Raw genomic sequence first — 16,323 nt, forward strand, 5'->3', positions numbered from 1 at the left:
GTTCCTCACCGGGCTGCGGCTCATCGACACCCGATCAGTCGTGCTCGCGCTGGCGATCGGGCTGCTGACCACCGTCACCGCCGCCGGGCGGTGGGTCCTCGTCACCCGCGGTCTCGGCCTGCCGCTGCGGTTGCCGGCCGCGGTCGCCGCCTACTACCGCTCCACCCTGCTCAACTCGGTGCTGCCCGCCGGGGTCCTCGGCGACGTCGACCGCGCCGTCAGCCACGGCCGCGACTCCGGCGACGTGGGCCGCGGCGTCCGCGCCGTCGTGCTCGAACGGTTCGCCGGGCAGGCCGTGCTGCTCGTCGCCGGCGTCACCGCGCTCGCCCTCCACCCGGACCTGCTGCCCGGCCTGTCCACCGGCCCCGGGCTGCTCGTCCTGCTCGGCGCCGCGCTCGCGGTCGCCGGGCTGCTCGCCGCGAAACCGGCCTGGCGCGCCGCGGCAACCCGGACCCTCACCGACGCCCGGGCCCTGCTCGGCGGGCGCACCGCGGCGGGCATCGTGGCGCTGTCGGCGCTCACCATCGCCGGGCACGTCGCCCTGTTCCTCCTCGCCGCGCGGCTGGCCGGGGTGACCGCGCCGGTCACCACCCTCGTCCCGCTGATCGTCCTCGCGCTGGTCGTCATGGCGCTGCCGCTCAACGTCGGCGGCTGGGGACCGCGCGAGGGGTTCACCGCGGTCGCGTTTTCAGCCACCGGCCTCGGCGCGGGCGCGGGCATCACCACCGCCGTCGTCTACGGGGTGCTCTCGCTCGTCGCGGCGCTGCCGGGCGTCCTGGCGCTCAGGAGCCGAGAAGGGGCAGGTGCACCTGGAACGCGCGGGCCAGCGCGTCCAGCACCGCCCGGCCCTTCTCCGGCGAAGCCAGTGACGGATGACCGGCCACGCCCGATTCCGTGTAGGGGGCCAGTCCGAGCGAGAGGAGGTGGCGCAGATCGCCGGGTGGCGAGTCCGCCGTCTCGTAGCCCGGTCTGACCACCTCCGGGGCGGTGCAGAGCAGGATCGAGGTCTCCAGCTCGCCGGCGTGCATGTCCTCGTCGTTGGAGGTGCGCACGCCCGCCGCCACGCGCGCCTCCTGCCACTCGCCGTACGTGGGGAACAGGACCATCGAGCCGCCGGCCTGCTGCACGACGTTGGCCAGGACGTGGTTGCCGCCGTGCCCGTTGACCAGCACGAGCCTGCCGACGCCCGAGGCCCGCAGGGAGGCGGCGACGTCCTGGACCACCGCGACCAGCGTGGTGACCGAGATGCTCACCGTGCCCGGCCACGCGGCGTGCTCGTGCGAGCAGGACACCGTGACCGGCGGCAGCAGCCAGAAGCCGTGGTCGTGCGCGATCCGCGACGCGACCGCGCAGGCGATCAGGGTGTCGGTGGTCAGCGGCAGGTGCGGGCCGTGCTGTTCCAGGCTCCCGACGGGCAGCACCGCCACGGCGGCCCCGCGCACGTCGTCGGTGGTCTCCGGCGGCAGCGGACTCATCAGATCAGGTATACCGGGTAGGGCAAGTTCCCGGTCGACGACGAGGGGAACCCATGGAGATCGCCGAATCGACGCTGGTCACCCGGCGCGGCAAGTTCCGGAGCGTGGCCTTCCGCGACGGTGCCGAGCACCTCGCGCTCGCCCACGGACGGCTGCGCCGCGACGACGTGCTGGTGCGGGTGCATTCGGAGTGCCTCACCGGCGACGTGTTCGGCGCGGTGCGCTGCGAATGCGGCGAACAGCTGGACGCCGCGCTGGACGCGATCGTGCGCGAAGGCAGCGGAGTGCTGGTGTACCTGCGCGGGCACGAGGGACGCGGGATCGGGCTGGTGGCGAAGGTGCGCACGCACGTGCTGCAGGACGAAGGGCTGGACACCGTCGACTCGGCCACCAGCCTCGGGCTGCCGGTCGACGTGCGCGACTACAGCCCCGCCGCGCGGGTGCTGCGCCACCTGGGCGTGCGGTCGGTGCGGCTGATGTCCAACAACCCGGACAAGATCGCGGCGCTGGAGGCGAACGGGATCCGCGTGTCGGCGCGGGTCCCGCTGCTGGCGCCGGCCAGCCCGGACAACATCCGGTACCTGACCGCCAAGCGCGACCGCCTCGGGCACGTCCTGCCGCAGGTGGACGCCTTCGACGTCGCGGAGCACTGACGTGGACCACCTGAGCCTGCTGCCCGTCGCCAGGGAGGCCGTCGCGATCGGGCGGCGCATCGTCACCTCGCGCGCGCCGCGGTCGGTGACCGCGAAGAGCGAACGCGACCTGGTGACCGACATCGACCTGGCGGTCGAGGATGCGGTGCGGGAGTTCCTCGCGCGAGAGACGCCGGACATCGGGCTCGTCGGCGAGGAGCACGGCGGCGAGCGGGGCGAGCTGTGGTGGGTGCTGGACCCGGTCGACGGCACCGCGAACTTCGCCCGCGGCATCCCGCTCACCGGGATCTCGCTGGCCCTGGTGTCCGGCGAGCGCAGCGTCGTGGCGGCGATCGACCTGCCGTTCCTGGACACGGTCTACACCGCGGTCGAGGACTACGGCGCCTTCGCCGGGGACACGCGGATCGGGGTGTCCGGGGCGACCGCGCTGGCCGAAGCGATGGTGTCGCTGGGCGACTTCGCGGTGGGCGAGGACGCCGGGCCGAAGAACCGGCTGCGCCTGGCATTGCTGGAGCAGCTGGGCGCGCGGGCGGAGCGGGTGCGGATGATCGGCACCGCCGCGGCCGACCTGGCGTGGGTCGCGCACGGCCGCCTGGACGCGACGATCATCCTGTCGAACCTGCCGTGGGACACGATGGCGGGCGTGCTGCTGGTGCGGGAGGCCGGCGGGCTGGTCCTGGACGCCGACGGCAGCGACCACACGGTGTCCTCGGCGTCGACGATCGCACTGGCGCCGGGGCTGCGGGACGTGGTGCTGGACCTGCTGTGCTGACGACCCGCCTGGACACCGGCCGGATCCGGGCCGCCCGCCGGGTGATCGACCCGGTGTTCCTCGATTCGCCGCTGTACCGCTGCGATGCGCTGGAACCCGTCCTCGGGTGCGCGGTGAGCGTCAAGCTCGAAACGGCCAACCCGGTGCGCTGCTTCAAGGGCCGCGCGACCGAGGTGATCGCTCACGCGCTCGGCTCGGGCTCGGTGGTGTGCGCGAGCGCGGGCAACCTCGGGCAGGCGCTGGCCTGGTCCGGCCGCCGCCGCGGGCTCGACGTCACCGTCGTGGCCGCGCGGTCCGCGCCCGTGGCGAAGCTCGACCGGATCCGGGCGCTGGGCGCGCGGCTGGAGCTGGTGGACGGCGACTTCGAGCGGGCGCGGGAGCGGGCGGCGGACATCGCGCGGCAGCACGGGATCCGGCTGGTGGAGGACAGCCTGGACCTCGAAACGTGCGAGGGCGCGGCCACGATCGGGCTGGAGCTGGTGGAGCAGGCGCCGTCGGCCGATGTCGTCCTGATCGCCCTGGGCGGCGGGGCGATGGCGACCGGGGTGGGACACGTGGTGAAGTCGCTCGCGCCCGGGGTGGAGGTGATCTGCGTGCAGCCGCTGGGCGCGCCCGCGATGACCCTGTCCTGGCGGCAGCGGCGGGTCGTGACGACGGAGTCGGCGGACACGATCGCCGACGGCGTCGCCGGGCGCTTCCCGATCCCGGAGGTGCTGGACGACCTGCTGCAGGTGGCCGACGACGCGGTCCTGGTGCGCGAGGAGTCGATCACCGCGGGGATGCGGTTGCTGCTCGACCACGCAGGACTGGTGGTGGAGCCGTCGGCGGCGCTCGGCGTGGCCGCGGTGCTGGAGGACCGCGAGCGCTTCGCCGGGCGGCACGTGGTGACGATCATCTGCGGGAGCAACGTGGATCCGGACGCGTTTCGGCGCTGGACCAGCCGGTAGCCGCACCCTGCGGTGACCACGGTCATTGCCACGGCGAGGGGCGCTGGCCGCCGCACGAGCTGCCCACCGGCTGCGCGGCACCGCTTCGCCAGGCGGCAGTGATCCTCTCTGCGGGAGCAGCGTGTCGCCGGACACGCACCGGCTCGGGCCGGCGGACAGCCGCACCGGCCCGCGGCCTGCGCCGACCACCGCCACCGTCACGGTGAGGGGCGCTGGCCGGCGCACGAGCTGCCCACTGGCTGCCGACCACGGGCCGTGCTTCGCCGGGCAGCAGTGACCACCCTCCGCGGGAGCAACCTGGCCCCGGACGCCCGCCGGGGCCGCCGGATCGCCACATCCGCGAAGGGCCCTGGCCGCCGCACGAGCTGCCCGCGGCCTGCCCGGCCACGGGCACCCCTTCCGCCGGGCGGCACTGATCACCATCTGCGGAAGCAACCTGGGCCCGGACGCGCACCGGCGCCGGGCCGGCCGGTAGCCGCACCGGCGGGCCCTCCCTGGCGCGACGCTGCGGTCCACCGCACTTCGGCACCGCCCCCTGATAGTCTCGCCAGGAATATTCTTCCGCGCGAGACGTTTTACCGGCCGAACACCAGATCAGCAGGAGGCTGTCATGCAGTTCGGGATCTTCTCCGTCAGCGACGTGACCACGGATCCGACGACCGGCGAAACTCCGGACGACACCCAGCGCGTGCGGTCGATGCTGACCATCGCCCAGCACGCCGACCAGGCCGGGCTCGACGTCTTCGCCACGGGCGAGCACCACAACCCGCCGTTCGTCGCGTCCTCCCCCACCACCATGCTCGGCTACCTGGCCGGCGTGACCAAGGACATCATCCTGTCCACCTCGACCACGCTGATCACCACCAACGACCCGGTGAAGATCGCCGAGGACTACGCCATGCTGCAGGTCATCTCGGGCGGGCGGATGGACCTGATGATGGGCCGCGGCAACACCGGCCCGGTCTACCCGTGGTTCGGCCAGGACATCCGCCAGGGCATCCCGCTGGCGATCGAGAACTACGCCCTGCTGCGCCGCCTCTGGGAGGAGGACGTGGTCGACTGGGAGGGCAACTTCCGCACCCCCCTGCGCGGCTTCACCGCCACCCCGCGCCCCCTCGACGGGGTCCCGCCGTTCGTCTGGCACGGCTCGATCCGCAGCCCGGAGATCGCCGAGCAGGCCGCCTACTACGGCGACGGCTTCTTCCACAACAACATCTTCTGGCCCATGTCGCACACGAAGCAGATGGTGCGCTTCTACCGCCAGCGCTTCGAGCACTACGGCCACGGCCCGGCCGACACCGCGATCGTCGGTCTCGGTGGGCAGGTCTTCATGCGCAAGAACTCGCAGGACGCGTGGAACGAGTTCCGCCCCTACTTCGACAACGCCCCGGTCTACGGCCACGGCCCGTCGATGGAGGACTTCACCGCGACGACCCCGCTGACGGTCGGCAGCCCGCAGCAGGTGATCGACCGGTACGCGAGCATGCGCGAGGACGTCGGCGACTACCAGCGCCAGCTGTTCCTCATCGACCACGCCGGCCTGCCGCTGAAGACGGTGCTGGAGCAGATCGACCTGCTCGCCGAGGAGGTCGTGCCGGTGCTGCGCAAGGAGATGGAAGCCAAGCGCCCCGAGCACGTGCCGGCGAACCCGCCCAGCCACGCCGAGCGGGTCGCCGCCGCGCAGGCCAAGGCCGCCGCGGACGAGACCGCCGCGACCACGGCCTGACCTCAGGCGCCGGAGTACTTCTGGCTCATCCCGAGGTCGACCGGCAGCGCGACGCCCGTGATGTAGCGGGCCTCGTCGCTGGCCAGGAACAACACGGCGTTGGCCACGTCCTCGACGTCGAGGTAGGGCACCGGCCACATGTTGATGCGCGCGAGCGCGTCGGTGGTGTCGGCGAAGGCCGGGTTCTCCAGATCCGGCCGGTAGATCCGGGCGCTCGAGTCGTTCTCGATCATCGTCGTGCGGACGTTGGTCGGGTGCACCGAGTTGACCCGGATCCGGTGCGGCGTCAGCTCGTTGGCCAGCGTGCGCTGCAACCCGAGCACGCCGTGCTTGGCGGCGTTGTAGTGCGCGATGTTGGGGATGCCGCGCAGGCCGGCGGTGGAGCTGATCAGGATGATCGCTCCACCGGCGCCGCCGTCGATCAGGTGCGGGATCGCCGCCTTCGTGGTGTGCCAGACGCCGCCCAGGTTGATATCGATCATCGTCTGCCACTCCGCGCCGGACAGCTCCCACGACGGCTTGACCGCGTTGAGGATCCCGGCGTTGGCGACCACCACGTCGAGCCGCCCCAGCTCGGCCACCGCACCGGCCAGGCCCGCGTTCAGCGTGTCGAAGTCGCGCACGTCCGCCACGAACGACACCGCGCGGCGGCCCAGTTTCTCCACGCCCGCCACGGTTTCCGCGAGATCGTCCGGTGTGGACGCCGGGTAGGCGACGGTGTCCACCGGCGCCGCGAGATCGGTGACGATGACGTCGGCGCCCTCCTCGGCCAGCCGCAGGGCGTGCGCGCGGCCCTGCCCGCGGGCGGCGCCGGTGATCGCGACGACCTTGCCGTCCATGCGTCCCATCAGGACTGTCCCTTCAGCCACGGGTAGCGGTCGGTGTCCTGGCCCGCGTAGTCGGGGTCCAGGTAGATGAAGCAGCGCTGGATCTTGAAGTCGCGGATCTCGAACACGTCGCACCAGCGCCCGGCGCCCCACTCGGGCACCCCGGCCCGCCACGGGCCGTCCCGGTGCTCGCCGTGGCTGGTGCCCTCCACGACGAGCAGGTCGCCGCCGGAGAAGACCCAGGTGAACTCGGCGTAGTGGTGCTTGATGGATTTCAGCGTGCCGCCGACGTCGCCGAACAGCCTGCCGATCTCCTCCTTCCCGTCGGCGAGCCCCCACTTGGGGAAGCAGACCTGCGCGTCGTCGGCGAACAGGTCGAGGATGCTGCCACCGGTCGAGGTGACGCCCCCGTTGTCGAAGGCCTTGAGGTACTCCAGCGCGACGGACTTGCGCTGCTCGTCGGTCATGGTCTGGGTGGTGACGGCCATGGATTGCTCCCGGTTCAGGCGGGCACGGCGGCCCGGTCGACGGCGGAGGCGGCGCGGTGGGCGAACGCCAGGATCGGGCCGAGCGTCGCGCCCCCGGCCCAGTACGCGCGCCCGGAGGCGGACGCGACGCAGTTGCCGACCCCGAACAGGCCGGGGATCGGCTCGCCGAGGTCGTCCAGGACACGGCCGTCGGCGTCGGTGCGCGGCCCGCCCTTGGTGTCCAGCGTCCCGCCGGTGACCAGGGCGGCGTAGTAGGGGCCGGTGTCGCTGATCGGCCACATCGTGGGGTTGGCGCGGCCGGGTTCGTCCTTCACCGGGCCGTTGAACACCAGCTCGATCGGCGTCTCACCGCGCGCGAAGTCGGCGTCCTTGCCCGCGCGGGCGAAGCCGTTGAACCGCTCGATGGTGGCGGGCAGGTTCGCGGCGAAGTCGTCGGCGAGGGTGAAGCCGCCGGTCCTGCCCGCGTTGGCGGCAAGCCGTTCGCGGATCCGTTCGGTCAGCTCCTCCAGCGTGTCCGCCCGGATCACGTGCGAGTCGTCCGCGCCGGGCGGGACGATGAGACGGCCGTACTCGTCGCTGGCGGAGTGGTCCTGGCTGCGCTGGTCCCAGATCTGCACCAGCACCAGGTTCGGGTAGCCGCCCTCGGCCGGGTCCCACTGGAAGAACGTCTGAGCGGCCTCGTTGTAGGGCATCTTCTCGTTGGCGACGCGCCGGCCGTGCCGGTCGACGAAGATCGTCGAATCGCCTGCCACCGAGAACATCCCGACCAGGTCCGGCCTGCCGGAGCGCTCCAGCGGCACCGGGCACATCCAGGCGTAGTTCATGTTCCCGAGCTGCGCGCCCACCCCGGCGGCGATGCGCACGAAATCGCCCTCGTTGGTCGAGGCGGCGCAGCCCCGGTAGGCGGGCACGCTCAGGTGGTCGCGGCGCAGTTCGTCGTCGTGCGTGAAGCCGCCGGTGGCGAATACGACGCCCTTGCGCGCCAGCACCCGCACCGTCCGCCCGCCCGCGGTGGTCGCCTCGACCCCGGCGACCCGGCCGCCGTCAAGGATCAGCCGCTGGACGCGGTGCCCGGTGCGCACGTCCACCCCGTCGCGCTCGGCCGCGGCGGACATCTGCCGCACCGCGCACACCCCGCCGTCGGACATCGACTCCCGCGCGTCCGCCGGCACCAGCACCCGCCCGGTCGGCGCCTTGTCCTCGGGCAGCTGCGACCAGTAGTCCGGCACGTCCGGGCAGTGCCGGTAGGTCAGGGCGCCGCGGTCGCGCAGCAGCTCGGCGGCCGGGGCGGCGCTGTCGTAGATGGCGCGGACCATGGACAGCTCCCACTCGCTCAGCCCGGCGTCCGCCCGGGCCGGGTCGTAGCGGGTGGGCTGGGACAGCCGCGCGACGTAGCGGAGGAAGTCCTCGAACCGGTCCTCGATGCCCAGCGCGCGCATCGCCTCGTTGTTGGGCACCCAGTACCAGAACGCCGCCTTCTTCGCCGTGCCGCCCAGCTCGGGCGCCTTCTCCAGCAGCACGACCTCGTTGCCGAGCCACCGGCTGAACAGGGCGGCGGGCAGGCCCGCGCCACCGCCGCCAACCACGACCACGTCGGCTTCGGCGTCGGCCGCCGAGCGGGCCGCCGGCCGGGCGCTCTCCCGTGGGGCTACCGAATCGTTCGTCATGCGCCCAGGATGGAAATCCGGCCCGCCGCGCGGTTGTCTCACTTTGAGACACCCCCGGCGGCCGCGCGCCCGGGCACACTGGGGGCGGAAAGATCCGTGACCACAACGGAGTGACAGCGGATGGCGTATCAGATCGACACGCGGGACGGGCTCGCGCGGCTGCGCCGGGCTCGCGAGGAGTTCCTCACCGAGCGGCGCCTGCCGGACGACCTGCCCGAGTGGCTGTCGGCGGCCTGGCGGCGGTCGTGGTTCACCGGCGCCGACGTGACGCGTGACCACGTGCCCGCGGTGCCGGTGGCGCCGGAGAGCCAGCTGGTGCGGGCCGCCACGCCGGTGCTGGCCGGCCTCGCCGAAGACCTGTCCGGGCTGCGTGCGGCAGTGGTGCTCAGCGACAGCCACGCGCGGATCGTGGGCTGCTGGGCCGGCGACGAGCCGATGCGGGCGCACCTGGAGCGCATCGACACCCGGCCCGGCGCGGACCTGTCCGAGGGCACCACCGGAGCCAACGGCATCAGCCACGTCCTGAGCACCCGCGAACCGGTCCTGATCGGCGGCCCGGAGCACCTGTTCGAGCTGTACCAGGACACGGTGTGCGCGGGCGCGCCGGTGACCGACCCGATCACCCGCCGGATCAGCGGCGCGATCGCCGTGGTGTGCGACCTGTCCGCGCCGCTGGCCGTGCTGGACGCCCTCGCGCGCACGGCGAGCCGCACCATCGAGCGGGAGCTGCTGCACGCCGCCCCGGCGCGCGAGCGGCGGCTGCTGGAGACCTACCTCGCCGCCGCGCCCGGCCGGGAGGCGGTCGCCGTGCTCGACGGGCGGACGCGGATCGTCAGCGACGCGGCGGCGGACCTGCTGAGCCCCCAGGACCTGGACACCCTGGAGTCGTACGCGGTCGAGGCGGCCCGGGACGGGCGGGCGCCGTCCGGCGAACTCACGCTCGGCGACCGGCTCACCGTCCGCCTCGCCCCCGCCGCGCCGGGCGGGCTGCTGGTCACCGTCACCGCGGCCCGCCCGCCCCGGCGACGAGCCGGGCCCGGCCTGTTCGCCGCCGCCGGGCTCGCAGGCAGCTCCCCACCATGGCGGTCGCTGGAACGGGCCCTGACGCGAGCCCGGTCCCGGCCGGTGCTGCTGCTCGGCGAGCCGGGCGTGGGCAAGGCGAGCGTCGCGCGGGCGCTGCTGGGCGAACCGGTCGTCGTCGAGGCGGACGAGCCGGTGGAGGCGGTGGCGCGGGCGCTCGCGGGAGAAGCCGTGCTGGTGCGGCACCTGGAACGGCTCGATCCCGCCCGCGCCGGGCGGCTGGCGGACCTCCTCGCCGGCGAGCACGCGGCCCACGTGGTGGCGACGATCGTCCCCGGTCCCGCGCTGGCTCCGCTGCGGACGCGCTGGGCGCCGGCCGAGATCCGGGTGCCGAGCCTGCGTGAGCGCACGGCGGACATCCCGGAGCTGGCGAACCGCTTCGGGGCGCGGCTCACGCACGAAGCCCGGGCCGTCCTGCAGCGGCACGACTGGCCGGGCAACCTGGCCGAGCTGAAGGCCGTGATCAATGGAGCCGCGGCCGAGGCAGGCGGCGGCTCGATCGGCGCCCGCCACCTGCCCGGCCGCCTGCGCTCCTCCCCCACCCGGCCCCGCCTGAGCGAACTCGAGAAAGCCGAACGCGCCGCGGTCGCCGAAGCGCTGCGCACCGCGGACGGCAACCGCGTCCGGGCCGCCGCCCAGCTCGGCATCGGCCGCGCCACGCTCTACCGCAAGCTGAAGCGCTACGGGCTCGGCTGAGCCGGAGGCACGTGGCGGCACGACCGGCGCCCGGCCGCCTGCGCTCCTCCCCCACCCGGCCCCGCCTGAGCCGGCGGCGCACCCACTGTCCGAACCGGACGGTCGGCGCGCACTCGCCCTGGCATCGGAACGGCAGGCTGTTCCGTCAAGGGTCTTTCGTCTCCTCCGGTGGGGACCGAGGCCCCGGGCCGGGAAGCGGCCGCCCGGTTACCATCGCCTGGGGAAGGGTTTCGTCATGTCCCACTGGGTTCCCGGCCTGCGGCAGATCAGGTCGTACCAGCGCCGCTGGCTGGCGAAGGATCTCGTGGCCGGCGTCGTCCTCACGACGCTGCTGGTGCCGCAGGGAATGGCGTACGCGGAGCTGGCCGGCCTGCCCGCGATCACCGGGCTGTACACGTCGATCCTGTGCCTGCTCGGGTACGCCGTGTTCGGGCCGTCGCGGATCCTCGTGCTGGGGCCGGATTCCTCCCTGGGGCCGATGATCGCCGCGACGATCCTGCCGCTCGCCGCGGCAGACGGCGACCCCGGGCGCGCCGTCGCGCTCGCCTCGATGCTCGCGATCCTCGTCGCCGCCATCATGATCGTCGCGTCGGTGGCCAAGCTGGGCTTCATCGCGGACCTCATATCCAAGCCGACGATGATCGGTTACCTCAACGGCCTCGCACTGACCATCGTGGTGGGGCAGCTGCCGAAGCTGTGCGGGTTCAGCGTCGACGCCGACGGCCTCGTCGCCGAGATCGGCGCCGTGGCGCGGGGGATCTTCGGCGGCGAGGTCAACGGCGCCGCCGCCGCGGTCGGGATCTCCGGCGTCGCCGCGATCCTGCTGCTGCAGCGCTGGCTGCCCAAGATCCCCGCGGTGCTCGTCGTGGTGGTGCTGGCGATCGCCGCGGTCCCGCTGTTCGGCCTCGCCGCACGCGGCGTCGACCTGGTCGGTGTGCTGCCGCGGGGTTTCCCGCCGCTGTCCATTCCGGACATCGGCCTGTCCGACCTCGCTCCGCTGTTCGCCGGCGCACTGGGCATAGCGCTGGTCTCGCTCGCCGACACGATCTCCACGGCGTCGGCGTTCGCCGCCCGCACCGGGCAGGAGGTCCACGGCAACCGGGAAATGGCGGGCATCGGCGTGGCGAACCTGGCGGCCGGGCTGTTCCAGGGTTTCCCGGTCAGCACCAGCGGATCGCGCACCGCGGTCGCCCAGCAGGCCGGCGCGCGGACCCAGCTGACCGGCGTCGTCGGCGCCGTCCTGATCACGATCATGATCCTGGTCGCGCCCGGCCTGTTCCGGAACCTGCCGCAACCGGTGCTCGCCGCGATCGTCATCACCGCGGCGTTGTCGCTCGCCGACCTCCGGGGGACCGCGCGGCTGTGGCGGCAACGCCGGACCGAGTTCCTCCTGTCGGCCGCGGCCCTCCTCGGCGTCGCGCTGCTGGGCGTGCTGCCCGGGATCGCGGTCGCGGTGGTGCTGTCCATCCTCAACGTGTTCCGGCACGCGTGGCTGCCGTACCAGACCGAACTGGGCAAGGCCGACGGGGTGCCCGGCTACCACGACGTCCGGTCCTACCCGGACGCGCGGCGGCCGGCCGGGCTGGTGATCTTCCGGTTCGACGCGCCGCTGATCTTCGCCAACGCCAAGACCTTCCGGGAAGCGGTGCGCCGGCTCGCGGCGCGCGACCCGGCGCCGCACTGGATCGTCGTCGCCGCCGAACCGATGACCGATGTGGACACCACGGCCGCGGACATTCTGCGGGACCTCGACGACGAGCTCAACGCGCGCGGCACGCACCTCGTGCTCGCCGAGCTGAAGGACCCGGTGCGGCGCAAGATCGACCGCTACGAGCTGACCCGCACGCTGGATCCGGACCACTTCTACCCCACCGTCTCCGCCGCCGTGGACGCGTTCCGCCGCCGCACCGGGAACGGCTGGGTCCCGGTCAGTGCAGGTGCAGCAGAACCAGGTTCTTCAACACGATCATGACCACCCCGAGCAGACCGGCCACGCACGTCGTCACCACCAGCTGGACCCCGCGCAGCCGCGCGGTCCGCGCCGCCGACCAGGCGTGGACCACCAGGAGGACCACCGCGGTCGCGAGCCCGACGTTGGCCGCCGTGAGCGGTGTGGCGCCGGCCAGCCGGGCCAGCAGGAGCGCGGCGAGCGGACCGTAGGACGCGGTCACCATCGGCCACGTCGCGCGCAACTCCGCCCGCACCTGGGCGCGGGTCGGCAGCCCGCCGCCGGAGGTCTGCTCCCCCACGATCTCCGCGAACTCCTCGGCGGACCAGTAGACCAGGAGCGTGACCACGACGGCGACCGCCAGTGCCGCGGTGGGCAGCTGCTCGCCCACCGCGGTCAGGATCGCCGCGGTGACGATCGCGCCGTAGATGCCGGCCGCGCGCCGTCTGCCCGCCGTCCGGACGGCGGTCCGGTCAGCCGGTCCGCCGATCACCGTCCACCTCCGCCCGCTGTCCAAACCGGACGGACAACAGCAGGTCCTCGGTGCGCCGGACCGCCGCGGCCCGCTCCTCGCCGTTGACGGCCAGCGCGCGCACGACGGGATCGTCCGGGCCGCGGCGCGCCCGCAGTTCCAGCAGCCGGGTGCGGTACGACACCGGCAGCCCGTCCGGGCTGGTGGTCAGATCGCAGTACCACAGGGCGTCCCGGACCGGTCCGCGTTCGTCCGGGAACTCCGCGAGCCGCCGCCCGAGACCGACCCGCGCGGCCACCGCGTCCGCGCCGGAATGGTGCGCGACGAGCGCGCACACGCGCAGCGGCACGCCGACACTGCGGAGGTAGCACGCGCCGTCGAGCTGGTGGAAGCCCACGCCCCCGACCGCGGCGGCGTACCCGATGTCGTGCAACCAGGCCGCGGCGACCAGCACCGGACGGTCGGCCGGCGCCAGCGCGAGCGCCGTGCCTTCGGCCTTGCGCCCGACTCCCTGGCTGTGCGCCCACCGCCGCGGCTGTTCGTCGGCGAGCAGACGGCCCGCCGTGACCCGCGCCCACCGGTCCAGCGGGATGGCGTCGCGGTACCCGGCCACCACGCCGGATCCAGGCCCCATCGACAGGCGAGACATCGCTACTCCTTCCGTCCGGCCGCCGCGCGGTGCGGCCACCGCGCGAACAGCGCCTCCCGGCGCCGGGATTCCGGCGGCCCGCGCTGCCCGGACCGCAGCAGCACGTCCGCCCAGCGGGCGCGTGGATCGAGGTCCACGAGCAGCGCCTTGGCCAGCAGGGTCATCGGGATCGCCAGGATCGCGCCGAGCGGCCCCAGCAGCCACGCCCAGAAGACCAGCGCCACGAACGTCACCGTCACCGACAATCCGACCGCGTCGCCGACGAACCGCGGCTGGATCAGCGACTGCAGCACGAAGTTGATGACGCCGTAGCAGACGATCACCAGCACCATCCGGCCGACGCCGCCGGTGAGCAGGCCGAGGATCGCGGGCGGGGCCAGCCCGATCAGGAACCCGACGTTCGGGATGTAGTTGGTGACGAACGACAGCAGCCCCCAGGTCAGCGCCAGCGGGATGCCGATCACCGCGAGCACCAGCGCGTCCAGGGCCGCCACGACGAGCCCGAACACCGTCGTGACCACGAGGTAGCGCCGGGTGCCGCGAGTGAACCCGCGCAGCGCGGCGCTCACGGACGGGCGGTCGGTGGCGATCGCGGCGATCCGCTGCCCCGCGCCACCCGCTTCGACGCTCAGGAACAGCAGCAACGCGAGCAGGAACACCAGGTTCGACACCAGTCCGGCGATGTCGGCGAGCAGGGCGGTCAGCAGGCCGGTGAGCCTGCCCAGGTCGAGGGATTCGGCGGCGGCGCGCAGCTGATCCGGTCCGATGCCGAGCCGGGACAGCCCCACCGAGGCGTCGCGGACGACCTCGGCGGCCTGCCCGGTGTACTGCGGCACCAGGCCCGCCAGCCGCGCGAGGGACACGACGATGCCCAGCGTCAGCAGCGCGAGGACCCCGTAGACCAGGATGACGAGCACGGTGGTGGTCAGCCACGCCGGCCACCCCCGGCGGCGGAGCCGGTCCTGCACCGGCGACACGGCGATCACGATCACCAGCGCCGTGAACACCGGGCCGACCAGCCAGCCGGCGGCGCGGACCCCGGCGACGACCACGACCACCGCGGCCGCGCCGAGCAGCACCACCAGCGCCCGCGGCAGCAGATCGCGGGACGGCGCCAGACCGTCGGGCGACAGCCGCGGGTTCGGGGGCTCTTCCATCCGCGGGAGGCTAGAGCGGCGGCACCGGGTGCTGCTCATCCCGGCCGGGCGATCCGGCCCCCGGCGGAGCGGCAAGCCCGCCTGCTCCCGCACCGCCGTCACCGTCTCCGCCGTGCCCGCCCGGACCGCCGCGGCGGCTGTCCTCACCCGCCCCGGGTGAGCCGCCCGGCTGCTCCTGCGGGATGCGGCGGGTGAAGAAGAGCGCGACGACGGCGGCGAGCGCGAGCACCGCGATCGCGGCGCGCAGACCCTGGACGCGGGCGTCCCGGTTGGACTCCACGATGCCGTCCGCCGTCGGGGCCGGAACCCCCGCCGCGGCCAGGTTCGCCTCCAGTGCCGCGTCCGAGACGAACGGCGCGCCACCGGCCAGCCGCACCTCCGCCTGCGCCGTCACCTGGGGCGGCACGGCCTGGTTGTCGCGGATGCCGTCGAGGAACGACGACGTGAGGACCGCGATGAGGACCGAGCCGGCGAGCGCGGTGCCCAGCGAGGCGCCGAGGTTGGTGAACGTGTTCTGCAGCCCGCCGACCTCGCTGCTGCGCTCGTCGGGCACCGCCGACACCGTGACACTGCCCAGCTGCGAGGCCAGCGCGCCGATGCCCAGCCCGGCCAGCAGCATCGGGACCGTGGTGACCTCCGGACCGGCGCCCGCGTCCAGTGCGGCGAAGAAGGCCACGAGCGCGACGAACAACGTCACCAGCCCGGCCCGCACGACCCGGCGCGGCGAGATGCGCGGCCACAGCTTCGGGATCCCGGCCGCCGCGGCCAGCAACGTCACCGACAGCGGCAGCAACCGCAACCCGGTCTCCACCGTGGACAGACCGAGCGAGATGGACAGGAACAGCGGGACGACGAAGAACAGCCCGGCCTGGATCAGGTACTGGCCGGAGAACACCATGAGGCCGGCCCGCAACCGCCGGTTGCCCAGCATCGCCGGGTCCACCAGCGGCTCCCGGCCGCGGGCGACCCGCCGCTGCTCCCACAGCAGGAACAACCACAGCACAACCCCGCCCGCCAGCACCAGCCACAGGACCAGGGACAGCCCGAGCACCGCCGGGGCGCCCGGACCCGGCAGGATCCAGCCCCACGTCCCCGACCGGAGCACGCCGAAGACCACCAGGCCCAGCCCGAGGGCGGACATCGCCGTCCCGGCGAAGTCGAGCGCCGGGCGTTCGCCGCGCCCGGGGTCGGCCATCCGGCGCGCCAGCACCAGGATGACGAGCACGATCAGCACCTCGCCGGCGAACACCCAGCGCCACGAGAAGTAGGTGGTCACCAGCCCGCCGACGAGCGGGCCGACGGCGACCGCGATCGCGCCGGCGGAGGCGACCAGCCCGTAGGCCCGCGGCCGTTGCGCCTGCTCGAAGTTCGACGCGACCAGCGCCACGATCGCCGGCATGATCAGCACGGCGCCGAGCCCCTCCAGCACCGACCAGCCCACGATGAGCACGCCCAGCCCGGGGGCGAGCGAGGTCGTCAGCGAGCCGCAGCCGTAGACCACGCACCCGATCGCGAACGCCCGCCGCCGCCCGATCAGCGCCCCGATCTTGCCCCCGGTGACCATCAGCATCGCCATCACCAGCGTGTACAGGGTGATCGCGGTCTGGATCCCGGTGACGGTCGTGCCCAGGTCGTTCGCGATGGTCGCGATCGACACGTTCATCACCGACGTGTCCAGGGTCATCAGGAACTGCCCGGTCGCGAGGGTGAGCAGCACCGTGCCGCCACGGCGCCGCGTCACAGCCGTCGTCCCCATCCGGCGACGG

Annotated in this window: 14 protein-coding genes and 1 pseudogene; 7 read left to right on the forward strand and 8 right to left on the reverse strand. The window is 73.7% G+C overall.

All coding sequences use genetic code 11. The annotated features are described in order from the left end of the window. Positions 1 to 40: 40 nt before the first annotated feature. Positions 41 to 712, forward strand: a pseudogene (locus tag AMY39116_RS45645) (YbhN family protein); the annotation flags it as partial. 70 nt (positions 713 to 782) lie between these two features. Here AMY39116_RS45645 and AMY39116_RS0323540 read toward each other — a convergent pair. Beyond that, positions 783 to 1,475 carry a creatininase family protein gene (locus AMY39116_RS0323540; RefSeq protein WP_020420084.1) on the reverse strand — a complete coding sequence of 231 codons (693 nt, stop codon included), beginning with the start codon at positions 1,473 to 1,475 and terminating at the stop codon, positions 783 to 785. Between the two features lie 53 nt (positions 1,476 to 1,528). On the opposite strand from AMY39116_RS0323540, the gene AMY39116_RS0323545 reads away from it, so the two are divergent. The 4 genes from AMY39116_RS0323545 (at position 1,529) to AMY39116_RS43480 (ending at position 5,573) form a co-directional block, all read left to right on the forward strand. Then, positions 1,529 to 2,128, forward strand: coding sequence for a GTP cyclohydrolase II (locus AMY39116_RS0323545; RefSeq protein WP_020420085.1), 600 nt, complete (start codon positions 1,529 to 1,531; stop codon positions 2,126 to 2,128). A gap of 1 nt (position 2,129) precedes the next feature. Further along, the gene (locus AMY39116_RS0323550; RefSeq protein WP_020420086.1) at positions 2,130 to 2,900 is read left to right on the forward strand and encodes an inositol monophosphatase family protein; all 771 of its coding nucleotides are present in this window, start codon (positions 2,130 to 2,132) and stop codon (positions 2,898 to 2,900) included. Beyond that, positions 2,894 to 3,847: a threonine/serine dehydratase gene (locus AMY39116_RS0323555; RefSeq protein ID WP_020420087.1), complete on the forward strand. Its 954-nt coding sequence runs from the start codon at positions 2,894 to 2,896 to the stop codon at positions 3,845 to 3,847. The genes AMY39116_RS0323550 and AMY39116_RS0323555 overlap by 7 nt, the downstream gene beginning before the upstream one ends. A gap of 610 nt (positions 3,848 to 4,457) precedes the next feature. Further along, positions 4,458 to 5,573, forward strand: a complete 1,116-nt coding sequence (locus AMY39116_RS43480) for an LLM class flavin-dependent oxidoreductase (protein ID WP_020420088.1) — start codon at positions 4,458 to 4,460, stop codon at positions 5,571 to 5,573. 2 nt (positions 5,574 to 5,575) lie between these two features. Here the strand turns inward: AMY39116_RS43480 and AMY39116_RS0323565 are convergent, their stop codons facing one another. Genes AMY39116_RS0323565 through AMY39116_RS0323575 form a run of 3 tightly spaced genes read right to left on the reverse strand, consistent with a single transcriptional unit; the run spans position 5,576 to position 8,555 of the window. Beyond that, positions 5,576 to 6,421 (reverse strand): mycofactocin-coupled SDR family oxidoreductase, encoded by an 846-nt coding sequence (locus AMY39116_RS0323565; protein ID WP_027936178.1) that lies wholly within the window; start codon positions 6,419 to 6,421, stop codon positions 5,576 to 5,578. After that, complete coding sequence (locus AMY39116_RS0323570; RefSeq protein ID WP_020420090.1) at positions 6,421 to 6,888, reverse strand: nuclear transport factor 2 family protein; 468 nt, start codon at positions 6,886 to 6,888, stop codon at positions 6,421 to 6,423. The genes AMY39116_RS0323565 and AMY39116_RS0323570 overlap by 1 nt, the downstream gene beginning before the upstream one ends. Positions 6,889 to 6,902: 14 nt before the next feature. Further along, positions 6,903 to 8,555 carry an FAD-dependent oxidoreductase gene (locus AMY39116_RS0323575; RefSeq protein WP_020420091.1) on the reverse strand — a complete coding sequence of 551 codons (1,653 nt, stop codon included), beginning with the start codon at positions 8,553 to 8,555 and terminating at the stop codon, positions 6,903 to 6,905. Between the two features lie 120 nt (positions 8,556 to 8,675). Between AMY39116_RS0323575 and AMY39116_RS0323580 the strand changes: the two genes are divergently transcribed. Both AMY39116_RS0323580 and AMY39116_RS0323585 read left to right on the forward strand, forming a co-directional pair. Next, positions 8,676 to 10,331, forward strand: a complete 1,656-nt coding sequence (locus AMY39116_RS0323580; protein WP_020420092.1) for a sigma-54-dependent Fis family transcriptional regulator — start codon at positions 8,676 to 8,678, stop codon at positions 10,329 to 10,331. A gap of 235 nt (positions 10,332 to 10,566) precedes the next feature. Then, the gene (locus AMY39116_RS0323585) at positions 10,567 to 12,303 is read left to right on the forward strand and encodes a SulP family inorganic anion transporter (RefSeq protein ID WP_020420093.1); all 1,737 of its coding nucleotides are present in this window, start codon (positions 10,567 to 10,569) and stop codon (positions 12,301 to 12,303) included. Here the strand turns inward: AMY39116_RS0323585 and AMY39116_RS0323590 are convergent. The 4 genes from AMY39116_RS0323590 to AMY39116_RS0323605 are packed head-to-tail and all read right to left on the reverse strand — an operon-like array spanning position 12,260 to position 16,313. Then, positions 12,260 to 12,772, reverse strand: coding sequence for a hypothetical protein (locus tag AMY39116_RS0323590; protein WP_020420094.1), 513 nt, complete (start codon positions 12,770 to 12,772; stop codon positions 12,260 to 12,262). The two genes, AMY39116_RS0323585 and AMY39116_RS0323590, sit on opposite strands and share 44 nt — an antisense overlap. Then, positions 12,753 to 13,400, reverse strand: a complete 648-nt coding sequence (locus AMY39116_RS0323595; protein ID WP_235716204.1) for an HD domain-containing protein — start codon at positions 13,398 to 13,400, stop codon at positions 12,753 to 12,755. The genes AMY39116_RS0323590 and AMY39116_RS0323595 overlap by 20 nt, the downstream gene beginning before the upstream one ends. Before the next feature lie 2 nt (positions 13,401 to 13,402). Beyond that, the gene (locus tag AMY39116_RS0323600; RefSeq protein ID WP_027936179.1) at positions 13,403 to 14,557 is read right to left on the reverse strand and encodes an AI-2E family transporter; all 1,155 of its coding nucleotides are present in this window, start codon (positions 14,555 to 14,557) and stop codon (positions 13,403 to 13,405) included. Between the two features lie 10 nt (positions 14,558 to 14,567). Continuing rightward, positions 14,568 to 16,313 (reverse strand): MFS transporter, encoded by a 1,746-nt coding sequence (locus AMY39116_RS0323605; RefSeq protein WP_051123588.1) that lies wholly within the window; start codon positions 16,311 to 16,313, stop codon positions 14,568 to 14,570. Positions 16,314 to 16,323 lie beyond the last annotated feature (10 nt).

It is taken from the genome of Amycolatopsis sp. ATCC 39116, from assembly GCF_000231075.2.
GTDB classification, from domain to species: Bacteria; Actinomycetota; Actinomycetes; order Mycobacteriales; family Pseudonocardiaceae; genus Amycolatopsis_E; species Amycolatopsis_E tucumanensis.

Coding starts and splice junctions, on each gene's coding strand:
- AMY39116_RS0323540 (WP_020420084.1), bottom strand. CDS start 1,475: ATGAGTCCGCTGCCGCCGGAGACCACCGACGACGTGCGCGGGGCCGCC.
- AMY39116_RS0323545 (WP_020420085.1), top strand. CDS start 1,529: ATGGAGATCGCCGAATCGACGCTGGTCACCCGGCGCGGCAAGTTCCGG.
- AMY39116_RS43480 (WP_020420088.1), top strand. CDS start 4,458: ATGCAGTTCGGGATCTTCTCCGTCAGCGACGTGACCACGGATCCGACG.
- AMY39116_RS0323565 (WP_027936178.1), bottom strand. CDS start 6,421: ATGGGACGCATGGACGGCAAGGTCGTCGCGATCACCGGCGCCGCCCGC.
- AMY39116_RS0323570 (WP_020420090.1), bottom strand. CDS start 6,888: ATGGCCGTCACCACCCAGACCATGACCGACGAGCAGCGCAAGTCCGTC.
- AMY39116_RS0323575 (WP_020420091.1), bottom strand. CDS start 8,555: ATGACGAACGATTCGGTAGCCCCACGGGAGAGCGCCCGGCCGGCGGCC.
- AMY39116_RS0323580 (WP_020420092.1), top strand. CDS start 8,676: ATGGCGTATCAGATCGACACGCGGGACGGGCTCGCGCGGCTGCGCCGG.
- AMY39116_RS0323585 (WP_020420093.1), top strand. CDS start 10,567: ATGTCCCACTGGGTTCCCGGCCTGCGGCAGATCAGGTCGTACCAGCGC.
- AMY39116_RS0323595 (WP_235716204.1), bottom strand. CDS start 13,400: ATGTCTCGCCTGTCGATGGGGCCTGGATCCGGCGTGGTGGCCGGGTAC.
- AMY39116_RS0323600 (WP_027936179.1), bottom strand. CDS start 14,557: ATGGAAGAGCCCCCGAACCCGCGGCTGTCGCCCGACGGTCTGGCGCCG.
- AMY39116_RS0323605 (WP_051123588.1), bottom strand. CDS start 16,313: ATGGGGACGACGGCTGTGACGCGGCGCCGTGGCGGCACGGTGCTGCTC.